General features: G+C 37.7%; 20 protein-coding genes. 8 read left to right on the plus strand and 12 right to left on the minus strand.

The window, feature by feature from the left end; genetic code table 11:
- Positions 1-226: 226 nt before the first annotated feature.
- Entirely contained in the window at positions 227-622 is a 396-nt protein-coding gene (locus MW688_RS08900; RefSeq protein WP_486735612.1) for a nuclear transport factor 2 family protein, read from the minus strand.
- A 251-nt stretch (positions 623-873) separates the two neighbouring features.
- On the opposite strand from MW688_RS08900, the gene MW688_RS08905 reads away from it, so the two are divergent.
- The 3 genes from MW688_RS08905 (at position 874) to MW688_RS08915 (ending at position 3,380) form a co-directional block, all read left to right on the plus strand.
- Positions 874-1,599: a class I SAM-dependent methyltransferase gene (locus MW688_RS08905; RefSeq protein WP_486735613.1), complete on the plus strand. Its 726-nt coding sequence runs from the start codon at positions 874-876 to the stop codon at positions 1,597-1,599.
- 40 nt (positions 1,600-1,639) lie between these two features.
- Entirely contained in the window at positions 1,640-2,392 is a 753-nt protein-coding gene (gene yaaA, locus MW688_RS08910; protein ID WP_486735614.1) for a peroxide stress protein YaaA, read from the plus strand.
- A gap of 808 nt (positions 2,393-3,200) precedes the next feature.
- A complete protein-coding gene (locus MW688_RS08915; RefSeq protein WP_486735615.1) occupies positions 3,201-3,380 on the plus strand; it encodes a hypothetical protein in 180 nt (59 codons plus the stop codon).
- Positions 3,381-3,968: 588 nt separating this feature from the next.
- Here the strand turns inward: MW688_RS08915 and MW688_RS08920 are convergent.
- From MW688_RS08920 to MW688_RS08955, 8 genes are all read right to left on the minus strand, one after another.
- Positions 3,969-4,391 carry a PIN domain-containing protein gene (locus MW688_RS08920; protein WP_486735616.1) on the minus strand — a complete coding sequence of 141 codons (423 nt, stop codon included), beginning with the start codon at positions 4,389-4,391 and terminating at the stop codon, positions 3,969-3,971.
- Positions 4,391-4,663 (minus strand): FitA-like ribbon-helix-helix domain-containing protein, encoded by a 273-nt coding sequence (locus tag MW688_RS08925; protein ID WP_486735617.1) that lies wholly within the window; start codon positions 4,661-4,663, stop codon positions 4,391-4,393. The genes MW688_RS08920 and MW688_RS08925 overlap by 1 nt, the downstream gene beginning before the upstream one ends.
- A gap of 525 nt (positions 4,664-5,188) precedes the next feature.
- Positions 5,189-5,323, minus strand: a complete 135-nt coding sequence (locus MW688_RS08930) for a hypothetical protein (RefSeq protein ID WP_486735618.1) — start codon at positions 5,321-5,323, stop codon at positions 5,189-5,191.
- Between the two features lie 1,167 nt (positions 5,324-6,490).
- Positions 6,491-7,246 (minus strand): sulfite exporter TauE/SafE family protein, encoded by a 756-nt coding sequence (locus MW688_RS08935; RefSeq protein ID WP_486735619.1) that lies wholly within the window; start codon positions 7,244-7,246, stop codon positions 6,491-6,493.
- On the minus strand, positions 7,243-7,932 hold the full coding sequence (locus MW688_RS08940) for an MBL fold metallo-hydrolase (RefSeq protein ID WP_486735620.1): 690 nt from the start codon (positions 7,930-7,932) through the stop codon (positions 7,243-7,245). The genes MW688_RS08935 and MW688_RS08940 overlap by 4 nt, the downstream gene beginning before the upstream one ends.
- A gap of 221 nt (positions 7,933-8,153) precedes the next feature.
- Complete coding sequence (locus MW688_RS08945) at positions 8,154-8,963, minus strand: SDR family oxidoreductase (RefSeq protein WP_486735621.1); 810 nt, start codon at positions 8,961-8,963, stop codon at positions 8,154-8,156.
- A gap of 36 nt (positions 8,964-8,999) precedes the next feature.
- The gene (gene hdhA / locus MW688_RS08950; RefSeq protein WP_486735622.1) at positions 9,000-9,773 is read right to left on the minus strand and encodes a 7-alpha-hydroxysteroid dehydrogenase; all 774 of its coding nucleotides are present in this window, start codon (positions 9,771-9,773) and stop codon (positions 9,000-9,002) included.
- 57 nt (positions 9,774-9,830) lie between these two features.
- Positions 9,831-10,442, minus strand: a complete 612-nt coding sequence (locus tag MW688_RS08955; protein WP_486735623.1) for a MarC family protein — start codon at positions 10,440-10,442, stop codon at positions 9,831-9,833.
- 238 nt (positions 10,443-10,680) lie between these two features.
- Here MW688_RS08955 and MW688_RS08960 point away from each other — a divergent pair, with 238 nt between their 5' ends.
- Positions 10,681-11,877: a winged helix-turn-helix domain-containing protein gene (locus tag MW688_RS08960; protein WP_486735631.1), complete on the plus strand. Its 1,197-nt coding sequence runs from the start codon at positions 10,681-10,683 to the stop codon at positions 11,875-11,877.
- A 205-nt stretch (positions 11,878-12,082) separates the two neighbouring features.
- On the opposite strand, the gene MW688_RS08965 is transcribed toward MW688_RS08960, so the two are convergent.
- The 3 genes from MW688_RS08965 to MW688_RS08975 all read right to left on the minus strand — a co-directional run bounded on the left by MW688_RS08965 (position 12,083) and on the right by MW688_RS08975 (position 15,358).
- Positions 12,083-12,277, minus strand: a complete 195-nt coding sequence (locus MW688_RS08965) for a DUF2949 domain-containing protein (protein WP_486735624.1) — start codon at positions 12,275-12,277, stop codon at positions 12,083-12,085.
- Between the two features lie 1,215 nt (positions 12,278-13,492).
- Positions 13,493-14,398 (minus strand): heme o synthase, encoded by a 906-nt coding sequence (locus tag MW688_RS08970; protein ID WP_486735625.1) that lies wholly within the window; start codon positions 14,396-14,398, stop codon positions 13,493-13,495.
- Positions 14,399-14,434: 36 nt separating this feature from the next.
- Positions 14,435-15,358 carry a COX15/CtaA family protein gene (locus MW688_RS08975; protein WP_486735626.1) on the minus strand — a complete coding sequence of 308 codons (924 nt, stop codon included), beginning with the start codon at positions 15,356-15,358 and terminating at the stop codon, positions 14,435-14,437.
- 373 nt (positions 15,359-15,731) lie between these two features.
- Between MW688_RS08975 and MW688_RS08980 the strand changes: the two genes are divergently transcribed.
- From MW688_RS08980 to MW688_RS08995, 4 genes are all read left to right on the plus strand, one after another.
- Positions 15,732-16,691 carry a cytochrome c oxidase subunit II gene (locus MW688_RS08980; RefSeq protein WP_486735627.1) on the plus strand — a complete coding sequence of 320 codons (960 nt, stop codon included), beginning with the start codon at positions 15,732-15,734 and terminating at the stop codon, positions 16,689-16,691.
- A 21-nt stretch (positions 16,692-16,712) separates the two neighbouring features.
- Positions 16,713-18,356, plus strand: coding sequence for a cytochrome c oxidase subunit I (gene ctaD, locus MW688_RS08985; RefSeq protein WP_486735628.1), 1,644 nt, complete (start codon positions 16,713-16,715; stop codon positions 18,354-18,356).
- A gap of 93 nt (positions 18,357-18,449) precedes the next feature.
- A complete protein-coding gene (locus MW688_RS08990; RefSeq protein ID WP_486735629.1) occupies positions 18,450-19,061 on the plus strand; it encodes a cytochrome c oxidase subunit 3 in 612 nt (203 codons plus the stop codon).
- A gap of 88 nt (positions 19,062-19,149) precedes the next feature.
- Positions 19,150-19,809: a protein-tyrosine phosphatase family protein gene (locus tag MW688_RS08995; protein WP_486735630.1), complete on the plus strand. Its 660-nt coding sequence runs from the start codon at positions 19,150-19,152 to the stop codon at positions 19,807-19,809.
- Positions 19,810-20,400: the final 591 nt, after the last annotated feature.

The raw sequence follows: 20,400 nt of genomic DNA on the forward strand, positions 1-20,400 counted from the left end.
CTTTGCTACTTTTCTTAGACTAAAGAGAAATGAACTTTTTCTGAGGTTAATTTAGCCTGTAGGTTGCTAAAAGTAGTTTCAGCACAACTTGTTGAAGACCAAATTCAGCCTTGCACACTTAAATTCTAACGCGACTGATATTTTTGGCAACAGAACCGGTGATGAAGTAGAACAGGAGAAAACTAAACAATAGGTTCCTGATTGAGAAGGGAAATCAATCATCATTTTATCTTCGCATAATCGGACTACCATGATGATGAACTAAATACCATTTCTGTGCCATCTTTCTAAAACTATTAGTGGCCATTGATTGTGCTTCTAATCTTCTTCCTTGATTAATCTGTGTTACTTTTTCAATGAGGACAATATTAGCAAGTTCTTGACCAAGATCAACATTAATAATTTCTGTGTCAATTTCTAAGTAATCAGTGTTTTTAAAGATAGTATCCCAAGAGGATCGAATTATGTCCCATCCTTTAAGAACATTACCCCCAGGATGGATACAGGTACAAGTAGAACCTTGCCACCATAATTGACTCATTGTTTTGAGATCTCGTTTCTCAAAGGAACGATAAAAAGCGTCATTAATGGCAATTAGTTGTGTTTTTTCATCAGTAGTCATATCATTAATCTTTAATTATTATTTCAACTTATGAACTATATCATAACTCGTTTCGTATTCAAAAGAAATTTAGCTTATAATGGTAAGGAGGGATAATTATGTTCAGTATATAACCGAACCAATTGAGAAGATTAAGGATCGTTTCGTTTGTGGTGAGTCCTAATTCTGCTTTAATTATAACAAATGACGAATGATTGTTAATAAGTAAATTTCCTGATGTACAATAAAGAAGATATATCAAAAGATTAAATATGAGTCAATCAACGACAATTTATCCAGGGGAAGTTTTTACTGATACTCAAGTATTTGATACCGGCATTCGTCAATTAATACCTCATTATGATCTAATGCTTGACACCCTGGTTGCTTGTGTTCCCAAAAATGCTTGTCGTCTCTTAGACTTAGGTTGTGGGACGGGAGAACTGAGTCTTAAATTACTCAAACATTGTCCTGATGCAAAAGTGGTGGCGGTTGATTATTCTCCCAGAATGATTGAACGAGCGATCGTTAAACTACAACAAGCTAAACTTGATGATCGTATCACTTTTATTCAAGCAGATTTTGGTGCATGGGCAAAGGGGGAAATGAAAGATGAAATAGGGACTAATTTTGACGCTTGTGTTTCTTCTTTAGCCATTCATCATCTCACTGATGAAATGAAGCATCAGTTATTAACTTGTGTTGGTAATAATTTAGTAGAAGGTGGATGTTTTTGGAATGCAGACCCCATTTTACAAGAATCACCACACTTACAGGAAATCTACTTAAAATTAAGAGAGCAGTGGACAATTAATCAAGGTTCAACTATAACTAAGGTTCGTTCAAATATAGGTAATAGTCAACCTCAAGGTCATTCAGGGCAAGATCGATTAGCTACCTTAGAAACTCATTTAAAAATGTTATCTTCAGCAGGATTTAAGATAGTTACGAATCCTTGGCGATTTTTTGGGTTAGCTGTTTTTGGCGGTTGGGTTTAAGCTTAGGCGTTTAACCCATTATTACTTATCAAAATTTCCTATGCTTTTAATTTTATCTTCAGCTAAAACCTTAGTATTTGATGATGCTTTTACTACTCCTAAAAGTACACAACCTATTTTTAAAGAAGATGCTGATATATTAGTCAACTCGCTTCAAACATTCTCTTCTGAACAATTAGAACAATTACTAGGGATTAGTGAATCATTAGCTAACTTAAATTATCAAAGATTCCAATCATTTGATATCTCTGATAAACAGGCTTCTCTTCTAGCTTATCGAGGTGACGTATTCAAACAATTAGAGTTAGAAAAGTTCAAAGATAATGATTATTTATTTACTCAAGACCATTTAAGAATTATATCAGGCTTATATGGTATTTTACGTCCTCTTGATGAAATTAGTCCTTATCGACTAGAAATGAGTACCCGTCTAAAAACAGAAAAAGTAGATAATCTTTATCAGTTTTGGACGGAAAAAGTTACTAAGCAATTAAATAATGACTTAGAAAAACATCAAACTAAAGTTTTACTTAATTTGGCTTCTGATGAATATTCTCGTATCATTGACTCAAAACAATTTAAGTATCCTATATTAAAAGTCTCTTTTAAAGAAATGAGAAATGGGAAACTTAAAACCATTGGTATTATGGCAAAGAAAAGTAGAGGACTAATGACCAATTGGATTATACAAAATCAAATTAATGAACCATCAGAACTCAAAAAATACTCTGGTTTAGGATATCATTATGATGAGAATTTATCTAATGAAAAAGAGATAATTTTTATTAAATAATTTATCCCCTCTGTTTTGGTTATTTTCCTCCATAGTAAAAAGCAATCTCTTTATCTTTGAGTGGAAAAAATCTGCGGAAATTAAATGTGGCGGACTGCAATTATCGGGCACTGGGACTGCAATCATAACCACTTTCGGACAGGATTAAGGCTCTTACACCTGACGGGGTGACAGGGTGGCTAAAAAGCTTGTGGAGATTGAGGTTCAAGACGGGCTCACGCATATTATTTGCAGAGGTTTTTGTCAAGTTCCATAATTTAAGTACCATGTAATTAGGGTTAAATGTGTAGGGATTCAAAATAAGTAATAAGTCAAGTTTTTTCCTTACTTATTACTTATTGATGGGGGTCTTCGATGCTGGTTTCCCAAAGACTAAATATTTGATAATCATCAGCATTGATAACCACAGATAAAGCTTCTTTAACCTTTTCAAGAGTTATTTCTGGTACTTTGACCTCGACAACCGCTATTCCTTATTTACTAAATCCGTTAACCTTCATACCTCAGGAGACTTAAACTCAGATCTTGCATCTTTACCCAAAGTTACTTGTGGTGGTTAAGTTTTGAAGTAATGAGTAATAAGTAATGAGTTAAAGAATTAATGCTCAACACTTAAAACTTAATTGGTGGCAATAGTCAAGACTTCTTCGGTTTTGACACCAATAAATCTTTCAATTCTAGAGATATTGGACAAAATCAAATTGAAGACTTTGAACAAGGTCGTGACAAAATAGTTTTAGACTTAACTACCTTTAGAGAAATAGATAGTGTCGTCGGTCAAGGCTTTAGCATTGAGGAAGAATTTGCTGTGGTTAATAATGACAATCAAGCTGCTGTTAGTGATGCTTTGATTGTATACAGTTCTAGCAGCAATAGCCTAATCTACAACCAAAACGGTACTAATGGTGGTTATGGTCAAGGTGGTGAATTTGCTTCCTTCAATAATCTTCACAACCTCACCGCTCAAGATTTCGTGATTAATGCCTAATCATCCTATCTAACACTGTGGCGATCGCCTTTACTCTAGATCATTATATCGCTAATTGACTCAAAATCTAGCGATCGCCCCTCGTCCCCAATTCGCGAACTGAACACATAAGCCCGGTTCGTAGTTGGACTAAAGGTCCAAAAAGTTTATCGGGCTAAAGCCCTACTACAAACCTATTTGCTCAACTTCAAATGCTTTCTTTGATTGTTTATAGTTCTAGTGGCAATAGCCTCCATCCTAGATCATTATATCGCTAATTGATTCAAAATCTAGCGATCGCCCCTCGTCCCCAATTCGCGAACTGAACACATAAGCGATGAAATAAGCCCAGAGGTAAGAAAAGAACTTGAGAGAGTAAATCCCAAAAACAAAAACGGGAATCGCAGTCGGAGACACCACCAGCACCTGAAAGATACTGGAATAGAACAACTAAAACTCCAAATACAAAAAGTAATTACCTGTATGAAATTGTCTCAGGACAAAAACGATTTCCAAGAAAAGTACAAGTTATTAAGCAGTAATTAGGGTTTGCTGAATAGAAATCAAACCTTGTCTAATAATTCGAGAGCAACAAAACCGTTAATTTTATTAACTATCCCAAGGATTAACAATTGTAATTTGACAGTTTATAAAGTCATTAACGTTGCGAGTTACAATTGTGCTTTTGTGAGCTAAACAGATAGCTGCTATTTGAGCATCTCCTTGAGAAATTGGTTGACCAATTTGTTTACGGGAAGCTGCTATTTGAGCAAATAGTTGAGCAGCGATAGAGTCAAAGGAGAGAATATGGTTTGCAAAGTCTTCTTGAAACATAAATTGGGCAGCTTCTTGGAGGTATCGCTGTCGTTTTCCTTGAGGTAAAATAGCGATTCCATAAAGTACTTCAGCTTGACTAATAGTTGTGGTGAATAGCTTTTCTCTTGGTTGTTCTGCTACCCAGTTTTTGACCTGTTTTGAACCTTTGGGATTCATTAATTCTGAAATAACATTGGTATCAAGAACAAATGTCATTATTTATCAGTTTCAAATTCGGGGATACTTCGGATGGGTTCTCGTTTAATGACGGGGAGAGAAAATTCGTCTAAGTGAGCAAAGCGTTGTTCAATAGCTGCTGTTAAGTTTTGAGGTGGGGTAGGTTCTTCTTTGGTTAAAGTGGTCTGTAAAATCAATTTTATCTCTTCTTCTAGGGTGTGACCATGAGCTTGCGCTCTTTGTTCTAATTGTTGTCTGAGGGGTTCATCTAGGTTGTTAATGGTGATATTATTCATATTGGATGCTGGCATCTTAATCGCCTCGAATAGATAAGCAATTTGATAGTTAATCGTGAACAAACACTGTTTGATATATTTCTCTCAACTTTTTTATATTAAATTCTTTTTCGCTTTATTGCCACGCCTTTTAAGGCTTGGCTAACTCTCACTGTCTCAGATCTTGCATCTTTATCAAAAGTTACTTGTGGTGGTTGAGTAATGAGTAATGAGTAATGAGTAATGAGTAAAAGAATTTATGTTAAACCCCTTGGAGACAAAGATTATAGAGAATTAACCATAAAGGACATTTTTCCTTAAAAATTAGTACATAAGTTCTGGTGGAAGATATGAGACTGTGAGAGTTTTTTAGATTTGGCAAGACTTAGGGGCTGTTTGTAAAGTTTTCTTAAGGAGGAGCGCACCGCGTAGCGGATCTCTTCTTAATCGCTTGATTTCCCTTTGTTAATCGTTTGAGCATTAAACGGGTTTTGTGGTTCTGTTGCCAAAAATATCAGTCAATCAGTAATATGGTAGAATATGAGAACGTGACTGCTTTATTTAACCTAATTGATGAATTCCAAATCTTCTTTTATAGCAACCGCCAAGGCGGTTAGGACCACCCGAACTACTATATGTTCCTTTTGTCGTTAAATTAATTTCTACATGAGGTAAATTTTGAAAAGTATCTGCCATTAAAACTCCATTAAATAATCAATTCCAAATCTGCTTATTTTCTTCAATCGCTGAATAATATCATTCTTAATTTTTCTCTAGGTATAACCGTCACCAAAGGCTTACCATAACGCTGACTTGTAGTAACTCACTAAGAGATTGTAAATTTTTAGGTTTTGTGACAGTAAATTTCTTCTCAGATATTGATGAATCTTTTTTCTGCTTTTTTTTGAATATTCTCTAATTGTTGCGCTAAGACCCTGTATCCTTTTTTTCTTTCATCTTCAATGACTACCCATGTTAATTGGTCAATCGCCTCTTGATCTCAACTGGCGATCGCTCTAAATAATCTTTTGAGTAGTTCTCCCTTCATAGTCTAAAAATAAATTGGTTATTTTATCTTGATTTTTTAAATCTTAATAATAATTATAATAAATATAGTTTATTTTCTCAATAAATAAACTATATTTGTTACTTAATAATCTATTTTTACATTTCGATTTAAGAAGTTTTATTTACTAATATAAGTAGAGATTTTTTTGATAAATATATTGATAATCAAGTTATTTAATTGAGCTATTAATTAAATGTTTTGAGATTGTGAAAAATAATCAACAAAGGTGAAAGACTTATAGCAATCCAACACATAACAGAGTTAGTTTCGTGGCCTCAACCCAACCTACAGAATGTTCCCTTAAAAGATAAGCAATCCAACACATAACAGACTTAGATTGTTGGGTTTCGTGGCCTCAACTCAACCTACAGAATGTTCCCTTAAAAGATAAGCAATCCAACACATAACAGACTTAGATTGTTGGGTTTCGTGGCCTCAACCCAACCTACAGAATGTTTCCTTAAAAGATAAGCAACCCAACACATAACAGACTTAGATTGTTGGGTTTCGTGGCCTCAACTCAACCTACAGAATGTTCCCTTAAAAGATAAGCAATCCAACACATAACAGTTAGATTGTTGGGTTTCGTGGCCTCAACCCAACTACAGAATGTTCCCTTAAAAGATAAGCAATCCAACACATAACAGACTTAGATTGTTGGGTTTCGTGGCCTCAACCCAACCTACAGAATGTTTCCTTAAAAGATAAGCAACCCAACACATAACAGAGTTAGATTGACTAGAATTTAATATTACACAGCCACTGACAGTTTTTGCAACAGCCTTCCGTAACTTTTATCTTTTTACTAGAACAAAAAATGCTACGGCTAGGACAAAGAAACCAAATCCTTTTTGTAGCTTTTTCCCCTCAATATATCTGCTTAAATATGCTCCCGTAACAATGCCAATACTAGAGGCAAGGATAAAAGTTACTGTTAGTCCCCAATCTAAGACTACTTGGTTATAATAACCGAGAAATCCACTCATAGATTTAAAGAAAATAATCAGTAAAGAAGTGCCAATCGCCTCTTTCATAGAAATTCCTCCTAGTAAAACTAAAGCGGGAATAATCGCAAAACCACCTCCTGCTCCCACAAAGGCGGTAATAATTCCCACAATTAGCCCTTCTAGTGGAATTAACCAAATTTTGCCTTGATGAGATTTTTTTGATAAATCTGAATGAGGAGATTTCCTGGGTATAATCATAAATGTACTCGCTACTAACATGACTATCCCAAAAGCTATAATTTGTAGAGTGTCAGTGACAAAGGGTAATTTAGTCAGTAACGCCCCTAAGTATGAACCCATCATCGCGGCGGGAGTGAAGACTATAGCAATTTTCCAGTTCACATTCCCTTGACGCCAGTGGGGAATCACACCAATTATACTTACTACTCCTACCACTAGTAAACTCATGGCGATCGCCGTTTTTGTCTCTACTCCCATCACATATTTTAGAGTAGGTACGGTAAGAATTGAACCTCCTCCCCCAATCAAACCCAGACTAATACCTACTGCCAAGGCTAGTATATAGCCCAGTATCATCATCATTTTCTTTCTCCACAGGCTTGATTGGCGGGTAATGCTTCCATTATTTTTTGTGGATTAGGTAAGTTTAAACTATTCATCAGTTCCATAAAACTTTCTTTGGTTTTATTGGCGATGCGTGGGTTAAATTCTTTTTCTTCTCCAATGGTAGATACTGTTTGCCCGCGATAATCGTGACCTGGGTATACTAGGGTTGTCTCTGGTAAAGTAAATAGTTTTTTAGTTATAGAGTCATATAATACTCCCGGGTTTCCACTTTGGAAGTCTGTGCGGCCACAACCACGAATAAAGAGGGCATCTCCCGTTAATACTAATTGATGATTAACTAAGTAAGCTGTATGACTGTCAGTATGTCCTGGAGTGGCGATCCCCTTGATGGTAACTTCTCCTAAAGATATTTCTTCTCCGTCTGCAATTTCTCTATCAGCACAATCTACCTGGGCATTAGTAGGTACTATTCCTTTACATCCGGTCATTTGACGTAATTTGCCCGTACCTGTAATATGGTCTGCATGAACGTGAGTTTCTAAACAGTAAACTAGTTTTAGACCTAATTCTGTAATTAGTTTTAGATCCCTGTCTACTTGTTCAATTACCGGATCTACTAATACTGCTTGTTGTAAAGAGGTATCAGCGATTAAATAAGTGTAGGTAAAAGATTCTAAGTCGAATAATTGCCTAAATAACATTATATTAGTTGCCTATATTTGGATATTTATACTTTACCACATAATCATACGTTAATTAGAGCAACTTACCTCAGAATTAAATCAATAAATAAGTAAGGGCGGTAGCTCGTGAGCGCACATTCTTTGGTGCGTTACGGCAATCAGTTATCTTCTAGTGATGTTCCAAAAGAAATTTTCGGCTAATACGCACCCTACACTCAGATCTCGCACTAGTAAAAAATTTAGTCGGGCTTAAGTTTCACACGCTTGCCACCGCCAGACACCTGGATACTTTGACCACTGATCCAAGATCCGGCCGGGGAGGCCAGCCAGAGCAAAGCGTTGGCAATGTCCTGAGGTGTACCAGCGCGTCCGGTGAGGTTGTCGGGGTGGGCTAGGGAATAGATGGCTTGCTCATCCAAACCAGCGTCGGCATAGCCGGGAGTAATGACGGTGCCAATGAGAATGGTGTTGATGCGGATCTGCTTGGCGAAGTAGTGAGCTAAGCCCAACATCATGTGGTTCATGGCTGCCTTGGCAGAGGAGTAAGCCATAAAGTCAAAGGCTGGCAAAGTCCCCACCAGGGAACCAGAGTTGGTAATGGATGGGCTCTTACCTTCTTCCTTGGCTTTTAGCAAATGGGGACGACAGGCGGCAGTCATCTTCATAGCTGCCAGGGTGTTGAGCTTGTAGCTCTCGATCATATCTTCCTCGGAAATAGCCAGAGGGTCGTCATAGGCTCGTCCCCAGCCGACGTTATTAACTAGGGTGGTAAGGCCGCCAAAGGTTTCAACGGTCTTAGCCACGCATTTGTGAATATCTGCTTCGACGGTGACATTACAGCCAATGCCAATCACCTCATTACCAGTTTCTTCCTGGATTTTGGCCGCTGTGGCTTGGGCTTTCTCTCCTTGCAGGTCGGCAATCATGACCTTAGCCCCAGCACCAGACAAGGTTCTGGCGAAGGCTTCACCAATGTTTTGGGCACCACCAGTGACGATGGCCACATAGCCATCCATACGAAAGTCTGCAAAGGCATCAAAGTTGCTCATAGTTCTTCTCTTCTGATTGCAATTAATTGACTAGGTTTAATCGAGTTCTTGAACACCACCACCGCTGACAGTTAGTACCTGTCCACTTACCCAACTGGCGGCAGGGGAACAAAGGTACAAAGCGGCATAGGCAATGTCATTGGGTTGACCAAGGCGAGATAGAGGGGTATGCTTTAACATAGTTTTTTCGATGTCTGGAGTCAGTACCGTAGCTAGGGCGTCAGTTTTAATCGCTCCAGGTGCGATCGCATTCACCCGAATCCCTTTAGGGCCCAAATCAAAGGCAATATTACGGGTTAGGTGGCTTGTTGCCGCTTTTGAGGAAGCGTAGGCAGCCATTTTTTTATTCTTATTTTCCGCCGACATGGAGGAGATGTTCAAAATAGATCCTCCTCCAGCGGCTTCGATATGGGGAACACACAGTTGGCAGAGGTGAAACACTGAAAACACGTTGAGGTTGTAAGCCCAAATAAAGGTATCCATGGACATGTCAAAGGGCTTAGGTCCACCTCCCCCGGCATTATTGATTAAAATCGTAATTTTGCCAAAAGCTTTTAGGGCAGTGTTAACGAGGTTTTGTAAAGCTTGATCATTAGTAACATCACAAGGAACTGCGATTGCTTTTCCCCCTTGGGCATTAATCCCCTCCGCAACGGTTTGAGCGGTTTCTTCCTTCAAGTCGCTGACCACAACCGAGGCTCCAGCCTTGGCAAATAATTCAGCAATACCTCGTCCAATACCTGCCCCAGCTCCAGTCACAATCGCCACCTGATTTTCTAGCTTAAAGGCATCTAATACAGTCAAATCCATAATTTTTCTCTCCACCTATAAGTATACTTGAAGTTTATGTACTAGGTAAAACCTTTCTTATTTAAACAATCCTAATCTGGTTAATGAATCTAAAATAAGTTCAAAAGCTAAGGCTACCTGTATAAAAGTTAAAACTGAGCCTAAAATTTGTAAAATTTGCATAAATCCGGGTAATTTCATAATTTTATCAGCAAAAAACATGGCTAAAAAATTTAAGACCATAATCGTAATTAAAGATTTAATAATTAAAAAATCCATGCCAGCCACTTGAGGAGCAACCATTGTAAAAAGCAGAATAATAGCAGTCCCAAAGGGGGGAATAATAATTGGTGTGGCTATATTAATAATTAATTGGTTAGTGCTGGGTTTTGTCTGTTGAGGATGAGCTGGTTGTGCTGAGGGAAAAATCATCTTTAAAGCCGATAACAGTAAGATAACACCGCCTCCCATTTGTACCGCATTTTGGCTAATCCCATATTTACTTAATATCCCCAGCCCAACTAAGTTTAAAATCAAGACGATACCAGTGGCTAACAGGGCAGATTTAAGGGCGATTTCTCGTTTTAACTTAAGCTCTGCTTGTTGAGTTAATCTCTCAAAAGCCGGAATAATCTTAATCGGTCCTAAGGCCAAAAAAAACATCGTGAAAATAATGGATTCATGTTCCATAATTTTTTTCTCAAACTAAAAGTGTAAGCCATCAAAATTTTTGTTGCTGGGATTGGATTAAGGTTTTAGACTGATGGTACTCATAATGTCATTAGTTTAATTTTAGATAAAAACCATGGAGTATTTTTCTGAATCTGGATGTACCAACAAATCTGGTGTCAGTATGACAAAAAAAGGTTAAAAATCTGTGTAATAATCGGACATAAAATTCTGTTAGCAAATCTTTAACCTTCCGTTGATGAAAATTCTCCTAGTTTCCCCCAATCAATCCTTACAGAGGCAACTGTATCAGACCTTATTAAGTCATGGATTCATTGTGGATTTGGCTACTGATGAAGAAGAAGCCTGGACTTTACTGCAAGCCTTTGTTTATGATTTAGCGGTGCTAGAGACTGTATGCCAGGATGCTTTAAAATTGTGTCATCGTTTACGAAAGGTGGGTAACCCATTACTGATATTACTACTTATCGAAAAGTCTCAGGGGCAGCTTTGTATTGAGGGTTTAAATAGTGGAGCAGACGCTTATCTAACTAAACCTTTTCAAGAGTCTGAACTCTTAGCCCATATTCACACACTAGCTAGACGAGTTGTGTGTCGTGCCACTTCTGTGCTCAGTTGGGGTCCCTTGTCTCTTAACCAAACTGCCCACTCAGTTACTTGCCACGGTCAACCCTTAAAACTAAATCGTAAGGAGTATCAGCTACTAGAATTATTTTTAAGTCACCCCCGGCGAATGTTTCCTCGTGATCAAATTGGCGATCGTCTGTGGACTTTGGATGAACAACTTCCCACTGATGGGACGATCAAAAGTCACATTCGTAGTTTACGTCGGAAACTAGAACAAGTTGGTCTGCCAGATATGATTCAAACCCATTATCGTCAAGGGTATTGCCTAAATCCTAGCTACGAAATCGCCTCACAATCTTCCCCGTTGCCATCGCCAATTCTCAACCAGAAAATGGACATAATTACGGCTCATATCTGGCAGGAATTAATGACCGCCAATGCACGCCTACAACAAGAAATTGAGCAGCGCCGAGAAGTTGAGACCCAACTGCGACGCTCTGAAACTATGTTACGCAATGCTCAGCGAATCGCCCAAGTTGGCTGTTGGTATTTAGATATCCAAACGAAAGAAATCTATTGGACGGAGGAACTCTTTCTCATTCATGGTTTGGATCCGACTCGGCACCCTCCTAGCCCAGAAGAAATATTTTCTATGATTCATCCCGACGATCGCCAGATTCATGAGGAGAAAATTCGTGCTGCGGCACTCCGATTAGAAAATTTTGACGTCAACTTACGCATTATTCGTGCTGATAACGGAGAAGTTCGTTATATCAATGCTCGGGGTGGTCCCCTTTACAACACCGACAATCAAGTAATTAAGCTCATGGGAACAACCTTAGAGCTTCACTTGGGTTGGTTAACTTAATAATACCCCAAAGTACTGCACCAAATTTTCACTTTTTGATGGCATAATTTTTCTAGAAAGTAAGGATCAAAGCTCAAACAGGTTCGAGCTTCCCCTCAAGCCCATGATTATTATTCTTATCAAAAAGGAGCGAAAATTAAAATCTGTTCCGGTCTTCTCATCAAACCAAACTATCATTTTTCCATAACCAGTGTGCTAGAATCGTTTAGCTACAACTATCCAACCATTCATAAATCTGGTCTAATTGTTTGATAGAAATAAAGCCATATTTCAACATGGCGATTGGTAGTAGTTCTGAGTCTTGATTAACTGAACGTTCTGCCATAGAAATAGAATCACTGGAGATACAGAGTTCTTCAGTTAAAAAATTTAGAAACCGTGCATAATTAAATTTTGACATTTGTAACCTTTTCATAAATTGGTGTACTAAATACTTTTTAGTAGATTGAAACCGATGATTATTTTTCTAATAATTTAGATGGATTCAAGACTAATTTTAAAAAAAGAGTCCTGGGATACAAATTATATTTTCCCAATAAGATGAGAGGAGAAAACTTAACTTAATCGGTTATGCAATCTTGTTACTTTAAGCAGTTCCTAAATTTAAATTTTTCTGTTCTCCTTCTATACCTCAATATAGATTGTAAAAAAGTGTATTGAGTCTCAAAGGGAGAAAATAGATACAAAAAAATAAATTCCCTGTCTCTTGCTTAAATTTCACCCCTTGAAAGGATACAGCTAACTCTTCCCAGATATTATTTTTAGTTTTTTTATACTGAACTTTTGATTTTTTGATGAGTTAGAGATTGACTGTGCTTAAAGTATTTTTTTTATATAAGAATATTATCGTAGCTTATTTTTATTTTTAAAAAGTTTATTTGTAACATTACTTAACTTTAAACTGAATTTTGAATAAAACTAGTACATTTATAGCAGTGACCGCAGTAGTGTTAACAACATTGATCACTAACTTTTCCCCCCAACCCCCCTTACCAAGGGGGGCTTTTCATCATTTTTGTCAACATCTATTGGCTCATTGCTATACCTCATATCTTCCACCAGAACTTATGTACTAATTTTTCAGGAAAAATGTTCTTTATGGTTAATTCTCTATAATCTTTGTCTCCTAGGGGTTTAACATCAATTCTTTTACTCATTACTTCAAAACTTCTTACTTCAAGACTTCAAAACTCATTCTCATTACTCATTACTTCAAAACTCACTATTCAAGACTTCAAGACTTCAAGACTTCAAGACTTCAAGACTTCAAAACTCATTACTCATCATTCATCCACCACAAATAACTTTGGGTAAAGATGCAAGATCTGAGTTGTCCACTTTCCCTCCTTGTCTACCTTGTCTTACTTTTACTACAAGCTCTTTGTAAAAAACCTACCCTTATCAGAAGGGGGGATCTGTAAATATAAATATTGTTAACACTACAACGCTCATTGCTATAATTCTTTAACTCATTACTCATTACTTCAAAACTCATTACTCAAACACAACCAGCAACTTTGGGTAAAGATGCGAGGGTCTGAGTTTTCCTATCTCTACAAATGATTGACCATCAAAACCTCTCCCCAATAATGAGGAGAGAGAAGCTTTTTAACATCTAAGAGAGACAACTATCAACAACAATCGCTGTAGATAATAGCATCATATAGAGTATGGAATATTTAAACAGAGAACGTGCCAGTTGTAAATCATCAGGATTTTGTTTCAGTTGCCAAGCCTTGTAGAGAAAAATCACACCCAAGACAGAAGCGGCAACCAGATAAATAGCGCCAGTAACTCCTAGAGGATAGATAAGTAAAAAAGTAGAAGCTACAGCAATCCAAGTGTAAATCCAGATTTGATTTACCGTAGTCAAAGTTCCCTCAACTACTGGTAACATGGGCACCTCTACTTCAGCGTAGTCTGAGCGAATCATGAGAGCTAGGGACCAAAAATGAGGAGGAGTCCACAAAAAGATAATCGCGAAAAAAGCCCAGGCAGCCCAGCTTAGGTCTCCAGTAACCGCAGCCCAGCCTACTAAAGGAGGAATAGCACCAGCAGCACCACCGATAACGATATTTTGAGTGCTGTGGCGTTTCAATATATGGGTATAAATCAACATATAGAAGCAAATACCCGACATAGCTAATAAGGCGCTGAGGAGATTAATGAAGATGACAAACAAAGCAAAAGAAAGAATGCCTAAGACTATCGCAAAAATTAGGGCGTGACGTGGTTGTACTTTTCCAGAAGGAATAGGGCGTTTACGAGTGCGCTGCATCTGATAATCAATATCTTGATCATAAATACAGTTAAGAGTTTGAGCTGAAGCAGCAGCAAGAGTGCCACCAAGAAGAGTAATCATCACATCTAGAGAATTTACTACCCCATCTCCAGCCATCCACATAGAAGCTGCGGTAGTAATTAACAGTAGAGGGATAATGCGAGGCTTTGTTAAGAGATAATAACTTTTGATTACGTCTAAAAAGTTTTCGTTACGAGGGGAAAAACTAATTCCGGTCATTAATTTACACCAAATATTTTTTGACTAACTAACTAATTAACTAACTGTTGATTGTTGTGTATTTTCGCGAATCGCTAACACAGTAAAGGCGACTAAAGTACCCAAAAGAGTGGCGCCTACGGTTTGATGAGCTACAGTTAAAGGTTCTATCTGTAGATGTAAACGAAATGTAGCTACACCGATAATTATTTGTAGAACGACTAAAACTGCTCCCAAAGAACCCAATTTGCGTAATAGGGGATGTAAACCAGGAGTTTTACTAGCCTTAATCGCTAAAATTAAAGTTGCTAAAGTAGGAGGCACTATACCTAAGATGTGGGCATTAATTACTAAACAAAGATCTGAATTAGCTAAGCACTGATGCAGCGCCCAACGAGAAGCGACTAAAGCTCCCAATAGACTTTGCCCGTAAACAAATAAACCAGCAATTCCACTTAACCAACTCAGGCTACCACCTACACTAGTTCCCTGATAGGGCATCAGCAGAGTAAATATCACTACTAAAGTCGTGAAAAACAATAAAGCTGTAGCTAAATGAGCTGTAACAATATCAAAACGAAGAAGTTCTGTAACTGTTAAGCCTCCTAAAAGTCCCTGGACCAAAATTAAAGTAAATGCTCCTGTTGTAGCCCAGGGTAACCAGTTGGGCAGTTCTTGGCGATTCCACCAAGCTAAACCCATCAAAACTAGGGTACTTAACCCAATTAAAGCGGCGTCTAAACGATGAAACCACTCTAAGAATACCTGGAGATTCATCTGGGCACTTGGTACTAGTTGACCATAGCATAAAGGCCAATCTGGACAAGCTAATCCAGCATTCATTACCCGAGTGGCACTGCCTATGGCCATTAATAACAGGGTAGCGATGGTTATTTTGGCTAGAAGCAGTCTAATCCACTTAATTGCTGTTGTTTTTTCTTGATTAGTTGATATCTTTGCATTTATTATTGATTCTGTCATTGTCTTTTAATGATTTTTTCCTTATTATTTTTGTCTTTAGCTTTTTTTATACTCTCTTTTTACTTAAGTACCTTCTCAACTTTAGAAATTTTTTAGATTAATGTGTTTAATTTCCCCTGAAGTTTAAGTAAAATTTAAGCTTTTGAGCTAATTATAAAGAAAAGTTAAAAATTGCCTAAAAAGTTCTAAGAACAACATATTTTTGTGTAAATTGTTCTACCGTGTATAAGTAGGTCTAGATTCAGCAAAACCAATAGAGTAACTGACAATATTAAGTTTATAAACCTACAAGTATGTTAAAAAGAAAGACTCTAAAAGCTGAAGTCCTGACCATGTTTGTATAATTTTAGTTGTGTTTTTATCCTGTGAAACTGTGAAAATTCCTAGTAATATTTTGACTCTAATTGCTGGTATCGCCTTGACAGCAATTAGTTTATGGTACGGCCAAAATCATAATCTTTTACCCGTAGCTGCCTCAGCAGAAGCAGCGGAAGTAGATTCTTTGTTTAATTTGATGGTTACCATCGCTACAGGTCTATTTTTAATAGTACAAGGTTGTTTGTTGGTAACCTTAATTAGATTTCGTAGAACCAAAGGAGATACCACTGATGGACCAGCGATTGATGGAAATGTCCCCCTAGAAATAGTCTGGACAGCTATTCCCACAATTATTGTTTTCATCTTGTCTATCTACAGTTTTGAAATCTATAACAATATGGGCGGATTAGACCCCATGGCATCTATGGCTTCCCATCATTCCCCAGGACAAAAAGATAACGGTAGTCTAATTGCTTTAGAACCAAATCAGAATCAAATTAGTTTGGGAATCGGTGCCTCACCTAATCAAAACCAAAACCCACCAGTTTTCGTAGACGTGAATGGTATTCAGTATGCCTGGATCTTCACCTACGCTGACTCAGGTATAGTAGGAGGAGATCTACACGTACCCGTGGGACATCCTGTACATTTAAATATCCAAGCGGGTGATGTGATTCACGCTTTTTGGTTACCTGAATTTCGTGTCAAACAAGATGCTATCCCCGGAAGAGATACTACTCTAACCTTTACTCCTACCCTTGAAGGAGAATATCCGATTATCTGCGCAGAATTGTGTGGCGCTTACCATGGCGGCATGAAAACTGTACTTTATGTCATGTCGGAAGAAGACTATAACCAATGGGTACAAGACAATACTTATGCCCAAAACTCCACAGAAGCAGAAACAGTGGCAATTAAAACATCTTTACTTTCAGAAGCAGAATATTTAGCTCCCTATCAGGAGGAGATGGGCATAGACCAACAAGTTATTGCCCAGTTAAAACCAATTCAGTAGTTAAGTAAGTAATAATAACCTATGACAACAGCAACACATACTGCCACCAAAGAACGCAAGTGGCTAGATTATTTTACCTTCAGTACCGATCACAAAGTAATTGGCATCCAATACCTGGTCACTTCTTTTCTCTTTTTCTTCATAGGCGGTAGCTTTGCCGAAGTTATGCGCACAGAATTAGCTACCCCAGAACCTGATTTTATTAGTCCAGAACTATATAACCAATTACTAACTCTTCATGGCACAATCATGATTTTCCTCTGGATTGTGCCAGCAGCCGCAGGATTCGCTAACTATCTGATACCCCTGATGGTGGGTGCAGAAGATATGGCCTTTCCCCGCTTAAATGCCGTGGCTTTTTGGATGATTCCTCCTGGAGGAATTCTGCTTTTATGTAGTTTTTTCGTGGGAGCGCCCCAGTCTGGCTGGACTTCCTATCCCCCCCTGAGTTTAATGACAGGAGTATGGGGAGAAGAAATCTGGATTTTGAGCGTTTTAATCTTAGGAACATCTTCAATTCTAGGGGCAATTAATTTCATCACTACTATCTTGAAAATGCGGATTCCAGATATGGATATCCATAGTATGCCCCTATTTTGTTGGTCAATGTTAGCATCTTCTGCTTTAGCATTACTAGCAACTCCAGTACTAGCAGCAGCCCTAGTTTTACTGTCTTTTGATTTAATCATTGGTACAACATTCTTTAACCCGGCAGGTGGAGGAGACCCAATTGTCTATCAACACTTGTTCTGGTTCTACTCCCACCCGGCTGTATATATCATGATTTTGCCCTTTTTTGGCATCATCTCAGAAGTTCTCCCAGTACACTCTCGTAAACCAATCTTCGGTTACCGGGCGATCGCCTACTCTAGTTTGGCAATTAGTTTCCTCGGTCTTATCGTTTGGGCACACCACATGTTCACTAGTGGAACTCCTGGTTGGTTACGCATGTTTTTCATGGCTACAACTATGCTAATTGCTGTACCTACTGGTATTAAAGTCTTCAGTTGGTGTGGAACTCTCTGGGGTGGTAAACTTAGCCTCAATAGTGCCCTAATATTTGGTGTGGGCTTTGTTTCCTCTTTTGTGATTGGTGGCTTAAGTGGAATCATGATCGCCTCAGTACCTTTTGATATTCACGTTCATGATACTTACTTTATCGTTGCCCACTTCCACTATGTACTGTTTGGTGGAAGCGTTCTCGGTCTTTTCGCTGGTGTATACCACTGGTTCCCGAAAATGACTGGACGTATGGTTAATGAAACTCTTGGCCGTATTCATTTTGTGATGACTTTTATCGGTCTCAATATCACCTTTTTACCCATGCACGAACTCGGGTTGATGGGTATGAATCGTCGTATTGCTCTTTATGATATTGAGTTTCAACCCCTCAATGTTATCAGTACTGTCGGTTCCTATATCCTGGCTTTAGCTACTATCCCCTTTATCATTAACGTGATTTGGAGTCTTAATAAAGGTGAAAAAGCAGCACGTAATCCTTGGAAAGGTTTAACCCTGGAGTGGCAAACTTCCTCTCCTCCTGCCATTGAAAACTTTACCGAAGAACCCGTACTCTGGGCAGGTCCTTATGACTACGGTATTGATTTAGAAATAGAGGATGAATCAGTAGATGAACTTCTTGCAGAAGTAGCTGCTGAGGGTTAAATTTATCCGATTTTAACCACATAGGGAGTAAATCTACTCCCTATCTTCAATTAATCATTCAATAGTAAAGAATTTTTACCTCAAGACAAAACAATGCAAAGTTCAACCATAAATCAATCTAACAGTATCACTACAGAATCCCATGCACACGCTAGTCATGAACATCATGATTATCGTATGTTTGGAGTAATTCTCTTTTTAGTGGCTGAAAGCATGATCTTTTTGGGGATGTTTTCCGCCTTTTTAATTTATCGCAGCATTATTCCTGATTGGCCTCCCGAAGGTACCGAAGAATTAGAACTACTTCTCCCTGGTATTAATAGTATTATCCTAATTTCTAGTAGTTTTGTCATGCACCGGGGACAAAGCGCCATTAAAAATAATGATGTTTCTGGATTGCGCTTTTGGTTTGCTTTGACAGCAATTATGGGAGCTATCTTCCTCGTAGGACAGATGTATGAGTATTTTCACTTAGAGTTTGGTTTAACTACTAATCTTTTTGCCAGTAGCTTCTACGCATTAACAGGGTTCCACGGCCTCCATGTAACTGTAGGCTTACTACTCATTCTGGCGGTTTTATGGCGGGCACGAAAACAAGGTCACTATTCTAGTGAAAGTCATTTTGGTGTAGAAGCGGCAGAGATTTACTGGCACTTCGTCGATGTGGTCTGGGTAATTCTCTTTTTGATTGTGTATATACTCTGATTGTTAATATTTTAAATACACTCATCACGACTCCTGTTAAATTTAAAAGACTAGCGGGAGTCTTTTTCTTACTTTGTAAATATTGATCATGATTTACGCTGGTTTTTTTGGCTTACTAATAGTTCTTTTATCTTATTTAATTTTTGATAATTTTTGGACTTTACACTATTGGTTAATCTGGCCATTAATTTCTTGTGTAATTATGTTTTATGCTTACTTGTTTAACGTACCTCAAGCTGTTATCGGTAAAAATAAGTTTGGCCAATATTCAAAATTTATTTTGTTTCTCAATTTTCCTTGGTTAGTTTTTACTTATGTTTCATGGTATATTTTAGTTAAACTAGGTAAAGAAGAATCAATTAGTCGAATTAGTCAAACTAATATTTATATTGGGAGAAGATTGTTATCTACAGAGTTAAAAACAGAATATGATCTTATTATTGACTTAACGGCAGAATTTATTGAACCAATTAAATCTACTCAAAAATACTTTTATTTACCCTGGTTAGATGGAGTTGCGCCTAAAACTATTAAAATTCCCTCACATATTAACTATTCTTCCAAGATTTTAATTCATTGTGCCCAAGGTCACGGAAGAAGTGCTACCTACACATCTATTCTGTTAAAAGAGTTGGGAATAACTAAAAAAGCGATCGCCGCCTATCATCTAATCTTAGAGAATAGACCATTAGCCAAAGTTAGTAAAGATCAATTACAGTATTTAAAAAATTATGATTTAGATAAGTGAATATATTCAGTATCTGCTTGGTATTCTCTATTCCCCTGTTCCCCTGTCAAAGGTGGGTTAACACCAGCTACCCACCGCTGTTCCCTCAAAAGATAACTTCTGTGTCCTAACTTACCCTTCCTTTGCTATAAGTAAAGATGCAAGTTCTAAGGTACGAAGAACCTGGGGGTGTAGTTGAGATAGAAGAAGATTAGTAAGGCGATCGCCTATAACTCAGACCCTCGCATCTTTACCTAATGTTACTGGTGGATGAATAATGAATAATGAGTAATAAGTAATGAGTAATGAGTCTTGAAGTAAGAAGTAATGAGTTTTGAAGTAAAAGAATTGATCCTAACCTATTAAAAATTGATTCTCGCCTGTTGGCCAATTTCTGTACTTTTTTGGGAGTGCAAGATATGAGTTGAGATACAAAGAGATTAGTAAGGCGATCGCACTAGGTAAAAGTTATTATTATTAAAATAATTTATTGACAGCAAATGTCTTCATTTTTTGAGATTTTAACATCGCTACGCAACTACAGAAATTTTTTACAGCAGAACCCTTTTTGCGATAAGATTGGAACAGAGTTTATCAGAATCATCATTGATT

The sequence above is a fragment of the Johannesbaptistia floridana genome (genome assembly GCF_057440575.1).

Bases quoted from the DNA above. Each gene is read 5' to 3' on its own strand.
- MW688_RS08935 (WP_486735619.1), bottom strand. From the start codon at position 7,246: ATGATGATGATACTGGGCTATATACTAGCCTTGGCAGTAGGTATTAGT.
- MW688_RS08955 (WP_486735623.1), bottom strand. From the start codon at position 10,442: ATGGAACATGAATCCATTATTTTCACGATGTTTTTTTTGGCCTTAGGA.
- hdhA (WP_486735622.1), bottom strand. From the start codon at position 9,773: ATGGATTTGACTGTATTAGATGCCTTTAAGCTAGAAAATCAGGTGGCG.
- MW688_RS08960 (WP_486735631.1), top strand. From the start codon at position 10,681: ATGAAAATTCTCCTAGTTTCCCCCAATCAATCCTTACAGAGGCAACTG.
- MW688_RS08925 (WP_486735617.1), bottom strand. From the start codon at position 4,663: ATGCCAGCATCCAATATGAATAATATCACCATTAACAACCTAGATGAA.
- ctaD (WP_486735628.1), top strand. From the start codon at position 16,713: ATGACAACAGCAACACATACTGCCACCAAAGAACGCAAGTGGCTAGAT.
- MW688_RS08965 (WP_486735624.1), bottom strand. From the start codon at position 12,277: ATGTCAAAATTTAATTATGCACGGTTTCTAAATTTTTTAACTGAAGAA.
- MW688_RS08975 (WP_486735626.1), bottom strand. From the start codon at position 15,358: ATGACAGAATCAATAATAAATGCAAAGATATCAACTAATCAAGAAAAA.
- MW688_RS08920 (WP_486735616.1), bottom strand. From the start codon at position 4,391: ATGACATTTGTTCTTGATACCAATGTTATTTCAGAATTAATGAATCCC.
- MW688_RS08990 (WP_486735629.1), top strand. From the start codon at position 18,450: ATGCAAAGTTCAACCATAAATCAATCTAACAGTATCACTACAGAATCC.
- MW688_RS08940 (WP_486735620.1), bottom strand. From the start codon at position 7,932: ATGTTATTTAGGCAATTATTCGACTTAGAATCTTTTACCTACACTTAT.
- MW688_RS08930 (WP_486735618.1), bottom strand. From the start codon at position 5,323: ATGGCAGATACTTTTCAAAATTTACCTCATGTAGAAATTAATTTAACG.
- MW688_RS08905 (WP_486735613.1), top strand. From the start codon at position 874: ATGAGTCAATCAACGACAATTTATCCAGGGGAAGTTTTTACTGATACT.
- MW688_RS08945 (WP_486735621.1), bottom strand. From the start codon at position 8,963: ATGAGCAACTTTGATGCCTTTGCAGACTTTCGTATGGATGGCTATGTG.
- MW688_RS08970 (WP_486735625.1), bottom strand. From the start codon at position 14,398: ATGACCGGAATTAGTTTTTCCCCTCGTAACGAAAACTTTTTAGACGTA.
- MW688_RS08900 (WP_486735612.1), bottom strand. From the start codon at position 622: ATGACTACTGATGAAAAAACACAACTAATTGCCATTAATGACGCTTTT.
- yaaA (WP_486735614.1), top strand. From the start codon at position 1,640: ATGCTTTTAATTTTATCTTCAGCTAAAACCTTAGTATTTGATGATGCT.
- MW688_RS08995 (WP_486735630.1), top strand. From the start codon at position 19,150: ATGATTTACGCTGGTTTTTTTGGCTTACTAATAGTTCTTTTATCTTAT.